The organism is Streptomyces roseus (assembly GCF_001044425.1).
GTDB classification, from domain to species: Bacteria; Actinomycetota; Actinomycetes; order Streptomycetales; family Streptomycetaceae; genus Streptomyces; species Streptomyces roseus.
The window spans coordinates 1-5,259 of record NZ_LFML01000130.1 but is presented as its reverse complement, the minus strand read 5'-3'; the positions used below and the strand labels follow the sequence as shown (position 1 = coordinate 5,259).

Below are 5,259 nucleotides of genomic sequence, written 5' to 3'. Positions count from 1 at the left end.
TGGGCGAGGTCCAGGGCGAGCCGCAGCCGCTCGGCCCGCCCTGGTACGGCGCGCAGGGCGGCGACCGCGGCGCGCGTCGAGTGCACGAACAGCTCCTCGGCCACGGGCAGCGCGGCCGGCCCGCCGTAGCGCTCGGTCTCCGGCTCGTACGCCACCACGCGCACCTCCCCGTGCCGCCCGGGCCAGGTGCCCGTGGCGGGGGTGGTGCCGGCGGCCGCCAGGGCCAGTTCCGCCGCGAGCGCGGCAGCGTGCCGCGCCGCGTCCCCGCCGGATCCCGCACCCCGGAACCTGATCCGCAGGTGGGGCCCGCCCTCGTGGTAGCGGATGAAGAACCAGTCACCCGCCCCCGGTCCGTAACGGCCGTCCATCAGAGGGGCGAGGGAGCCGGTGACGAAGGCGTCGGTGGCGGCGCCGTCGGTGTGCAGGGTCAGGTGCAGGCTCTGCCAGCCTGCCGCCGGAGCCGTTGCCAGGGTCGCCGTGGCGGCGGGCGGCGCGGAGCGGGACGCGTACGGGTCATCTGTCATGGGATCGGATCGCCTCACGGGAACGGGTGCGGGTACAAGGGGAGTTCGTCGTCGCGCAGCGGACGCGCGGTGCGCCCCAGCCGGTGGGGGACCTCCAGCAGCCGGGTCAGCCCGAGCGTGCGGCGGTTGACGTGGCCGAAGGTCATCGGGAGGGTGCCGGGCACGATCACCTTGGCGCAGTGCAGCCCCAGCCGGTCCCTGATCCCGGGCTCGTCCTGCGTGACGACGAGCACCTCCAGCCCCTCGGCGGCCAGCCGCGCGACCGTCTCCCTCAGCAGCCCGGTGAGGTCGGGCACCGGTGTGGGCGCACCCGGCCACCGCTCCTGCCAGGGAACCTCCGGGACGTCGCCGAACAGGAACCTCAGCCGGTCCTGCGCCTGCGGCAGCGTGTTCACTCCCACGTGGTCGTCGAGGCCGACCACCAGCTCGGGTCGCAGCAGCATGGGGCGCAGCCGCTCCGGGTCGCGCGCCCCGCCCGGACCGGCCGGCCGGTGCACCGCGTCCTGGACGTTGGTGACGACCTCCGCCACCGCCGCGCGGATCGCGGCGCGCGGATCGTGGTGGGCCCCGGCGGCCAGGAAGGCGCGGGGAGCGTCGGGGTGAGCACCCTCGTAGCGGCAGAGCGAGACCACCGCGGGGATGCCGAGGTCGTTGGTGGCGTCCAGCAGGCTCAGCCGGTAGCCCAGCAGCGCGGCGCGCGAGGCCAGGGCGGTCACCAGCGGGTCGTCCGTGGGCAGCGCGATGCCGGGCAGCGGTGTGCGCGCGTACCACGCCATCAGGAACGCGTCCCGCTCCGCCACCTCGAACAGCCCGTAGAGTGCGGCCTCCTGGGGGCTGTTCCCGAGTCCGCAGCCGTTCGAGGACTCGTAGACGACCCGCGCCCGGCCGGGGCCCTGCCCGAGGTCCCAGTACGCCACGTGCTCGGGCACCGCACGGGCCCGGCCCTCGGTCAGCGACCAGCCGTACACCCAGTCCAGTTGCAGATCCGCGTCGTACGGGACGGAAAGGGAGGCGGGGTGCCCCCGGTGGGCCGGGTCGGGCAGACCGAGCCGGGCGGGATCCACGGCGGCCTGCGGACCCAGTTCGGCGAAGGAGGCGCGCAGGACCGTACGGCGGCCCAGCGGGCGCATGCCGGCCAGCCGCTCCACGGCCTCGAACAGCGCAACCCGTTCACTGGAGCGGAAATCGGCGGAGCGGCCGTACCCGCCGTCGTCGACCGGACGGCCGTCGGCCACCCAGGCCGTGGTGAGGGCGAAGGCCGAGTCCTCGGTACGGAACAGCCGGCGCACCGGGCCGAACCGCTCGTCGAACAGCTCGGTCCGCAACCACTCCGCCCCCGTACGGTCGTTGGGGCCGCGCAGCACGGACGGGTCGGACAGCGGCCGCGGGGTGTCCGCGAACGCCGCCGCGGCGGGGGAGTCGGCCGGCAGCGGGCGGCACACCGGGCAGCCGCCGATCGGGCGCACGCGGTGGGTGGACCAGGTGGCCCGGTGGCCCTGGACGACGTGGACGGTGGCCGACGTCTCCGGTGACTCCGCCCCCGCCCCCGCGACCGGGCCGGATTCCGCAATGCCCGGCGCGGGTTCCAGGAGGGCGGCGGCGAGCAGCAGGACGGCCTCCGCCATGGCCGGGGTGCCGGTGCCGCCGAGCGCGAGGCGGGGGCTCTGCCAGGGCACCCGGCCGCCCGCGGTGGCCAGTCGCCGGTACTCCACGCACGACAGACACGCCCGCGCCGAGGGCTCCAGTACGGGGCCGATCACGGTCAGCGCGCCGTCCTCGCGCACCGGCACCAGGCGGACGGGGTGGGCCAGCGCGTGGCGGCTGAGGCGCTCGGCGAGCTCCAGCGTCCACGCGGTGAGATGGACGACGGCCACGCCGGCGGTGGTCTCCAGGGCCGCGGCCGGATCCAGGACGGGTACGGAGCCGGCGAAGGGGGCCGCCGCCGTCCCGTCGGCGGCCGTCCCGTACCTCGTCATCGTGGTGGCGCTCATCGCGTTCCTTCCCGCCCGGCCAGAACGGTGAACCCGCACGCGTGCAGGGCGGTCAGGAGGGGCCCGGCCGATCCGGCCGATCCGGCTGCTCCCGCGCCGGTGAGATCGCTCCCGCCCGGCTTCCAGGGTTCGGGGCGCAGCCCGGTCAGCCGGGTCAGCGCGGCGCACAGCTGCGGCTCCCGCCCCGCGATAGCGGCCAGCCAGCGGTCGGTCCAGCCCTCGTCCGTCCATACCGCGGGCTCGGATCCGGCGACGGCGAGCTGCGCCTCGGCCCCGCTGAACGCGGTGTGCACGGCCCCGGCCGGGGCTGCCTCGGCGGTCATGGCCCGCGTCACCGCGCCGAGCGCGGCCAGGGCAGCGGCGTCGGCGGCCGTCGCCTCCACCGCGCGGGCGGCGACTCCAGCGGTTCCGGTCCGGCCGGCCGGGTCCCGTACGACGGCCAAGTAGGCCTGCTCCGCCGCCAACCGGTGGACCGTCATCCGCATCGGCAGCCCCAGATGGCGGGTCAGCACCGTCCACCAGTGACGGGCTTGGGGATGCCCGCGCCACTCCTCCTCTCCCAGGGCCCGGCCGGTGCCGCGGTCACCGGCGGTGGCGAGGGCGGCCCGGCGCAAGGCCCGTCCGAGGGCGTGCTTGGGACCCGCGCCGACCGCGACCGGCATCCCGTCCCCCAGGCACAGTTCAGCCGCCCGGCACACTGCCGTGAGCCGGGCGAGGTCCGTCCTCGGAGCCCCGGCCACCAGGGGACCGGCCACCGAGGCACAGCTCGCGAGCGCGGCGGGCAACTGGGGCAGACCGCCCGGCAGCGGCGCGTCGAGCACGCCCAGGAAGGGGTCGGTCAGGGCCTCGATCCGCCGCAGGGCTCCGGCCAGGTCCCCGGCGGGGGCGGGGGAGGGGGACGCGGGCGCGGCCGGGCCGCCGACCCAGGGGCGGTACGACGCGTGCGGCGGCCGGGCCGAAGCGACCAGTACGGCCGGATGTCCGGGCAGCAGTCGCGGGTCCTCCTCCGGCCCGGCCGGATCGGGCAGGCCGGCCACGGCGCACAGCAGCCGCTGTGCCGCGGCTCCGGCCAGCAGGGCCGTCACCGCCGCGGCCGACCCCTCCCGCACCCAGTCCGTCTCCTGGCCCCTCTCGCCGTGCGACTTCTCGGTCGAACCGCCTGCGGACCCGGACCCGGACCCGGCGCCGGTATCGCGGGCCATGCGCACGGCGATCGACTCGGCATCCGTACGCGCCCGTTCCGGCTCGGCCGGGGCCGTGACGAAGCCGCCTGCGGCCGTACGGGCCACGGCCACGGCCACGGGCGGGGTCCCCGCGACCACGACCACGCGGTCGGCGGCCAGCCCCGCGTCCCGGCGCGGCTCCGGCGGGGCCCCCGCCCGGTCCAGCGCGCCCATCAGCGCCGAGGCGAGCGGGCCCTCGGGATCGGCCGCCGCGACCACGGGCCGTGCGGCGGCCAGGGCCGCGGCCGCGCGTGCGGGTCGCGGCGCGCAGGACCCCAGCCAGGCGGCCGGCTCCGCGGCCCCCGCCGGCTGTTCGATGAGCAGATCGTGCGCGCGCAGCTGCGCGGTCAGCGCGTCCAGCGCGGACCCGACCCGGGGATCTGCCGGATCGAGGCGAGGCGGAGCGGACTCCGGGTCGAGGCGCGGCGGAGCGGACTCCGGGTCGAGGTGTTCCCGCGCGCCGAGGGCGTGGCCCCTGTCGTTGCCGAGCCGCTCGCGCAGCAGCTCCCACAGGGCCGGCAGCGCCCTGCTGCCTTCGAGCGTCACGCTCGCCTCGCGGCCGCGCAGGTGCAGGCCGTCGCGCAGCGGGGTGACCGCCACCCCGGGTCGCAGCCGCAGCCGCGGGCTGGGCGGTACGGTGGCGCTCACCGCGTGCCCTCCACGGCGGAGATGACCTCGCCGACGCGTGCCTGCCACCGGTGCCCGGTGAGTTCCGGCACGCTGCGCACGAGGAGGTGGGCGGCGAGGTAGCGCTCGACGGGCCGGACGTCGCAGATGGTGAGGAGCCGGTACAGCCCGTTGGTGCAGGCCCGGTAGACCAGGTAGTCGGGGCGGCTCCACATGGTGCCCTGCGGGTCCGAGCGGTGCAGCAGCCGGTGGAAGTCGCTGTACCGGGTCCGTGCGCCCCGGTCCCAGCGCTCGGCGGTGGCCGGGTCGCCCAGTGCCGCGGCCCGGTCCACGTACTCCGCTCGTACGCCGGTGAAGTCCGCGCCCGCTTCGAACCGCTGCTCCGCGATCCGCCAGGCATCGGTGGACCAGTCGGCCCAGGCCCCCTCCCAGCCGGTCTCGCCACCGCTCGCGATGCGGCCCACCAGCGCGGCGATCCGCCCGCCCACGGCGTCCCAGCGGCGGTCGAAGGCGGCCCGGATACGGCCGTCGTGGTCTTCCTGGGCGAGGAAGTCCTCCAGGTGGGAGACGTACGAGTAGTGCCCGCCGACCAGTCCTTCGGGGTGTGCGGCCGCGTGGGCCGCGAGCGCCGCCACCACGAGTTCCACGCGGGCGGTGGAGGTGTTCGCCCGCTCCGCGAGGAACGCGGCGCCCGCGTCGAGGGCGGGCAGGCCGAGGGCCAGCAGGTCCTCGCGCAGCCGCACCCCGTCCGGGCCGATCAGCGCGGTCAGCGAGGACCGGTCCACCGGTTCCACCCGCACCGTGTTGTCGGGTACGAGAGGACCGTACGGGGGCGGGATCAGCTCCGCCCGCCCCGCCGCCTCGGCCTGCGCCAGCCGGCGCCGCCCGTCGACG

General features: G+C 77.2%; 4 protein-coding genes. All 4 read right to left on the bottom strand.

Translation table 11 applies throughout. From position 1 onward, the window contains the following. Positions 1–524 (bottom strand): thiopeptide-type bacteriocin biosynthesis protein (locus ACS04_RS29410; protein ID WP_048479858.1); only part of this gene is annotated, 524 nt, incomplete at its 3' end. A 14-nt stretch (positions 525–538) separates the two neighbouring features. Further along, entirely contained in the window at positions 539–2,515 is a 1,977-nt protein-coding gene (locus tag ACS04_RS29405) for a TOMM precursor leader peptide-binding protein (protein ID WP_245236598.1), read from the bottom strand. Continuing rightward, a complete protein-coding gene (locus ACS04_RS29400; RefSeq protein ID WP_048479857.1) occupies positions 2,512–4,386 on the bottom strand; it encodes a hypothetical protein in 1,875 nt (624 codons plus the stop codon). Before ACS04_RS29400 ends, ACS04_RS29405 begins: the two co-directional genes overlap by 4 nt. Next, positions 4,383–5,259, bottom strand: an 877-nt coding sequence (locus ACS04_RS29395; protein WP_048479856.1) for a hypothetical protein, incomplete at its 5' end; no start/stop codon positions are given. The genes ACS04_RS29395 and ACS04_RS29400, both read right to left, overlap by 4 nt.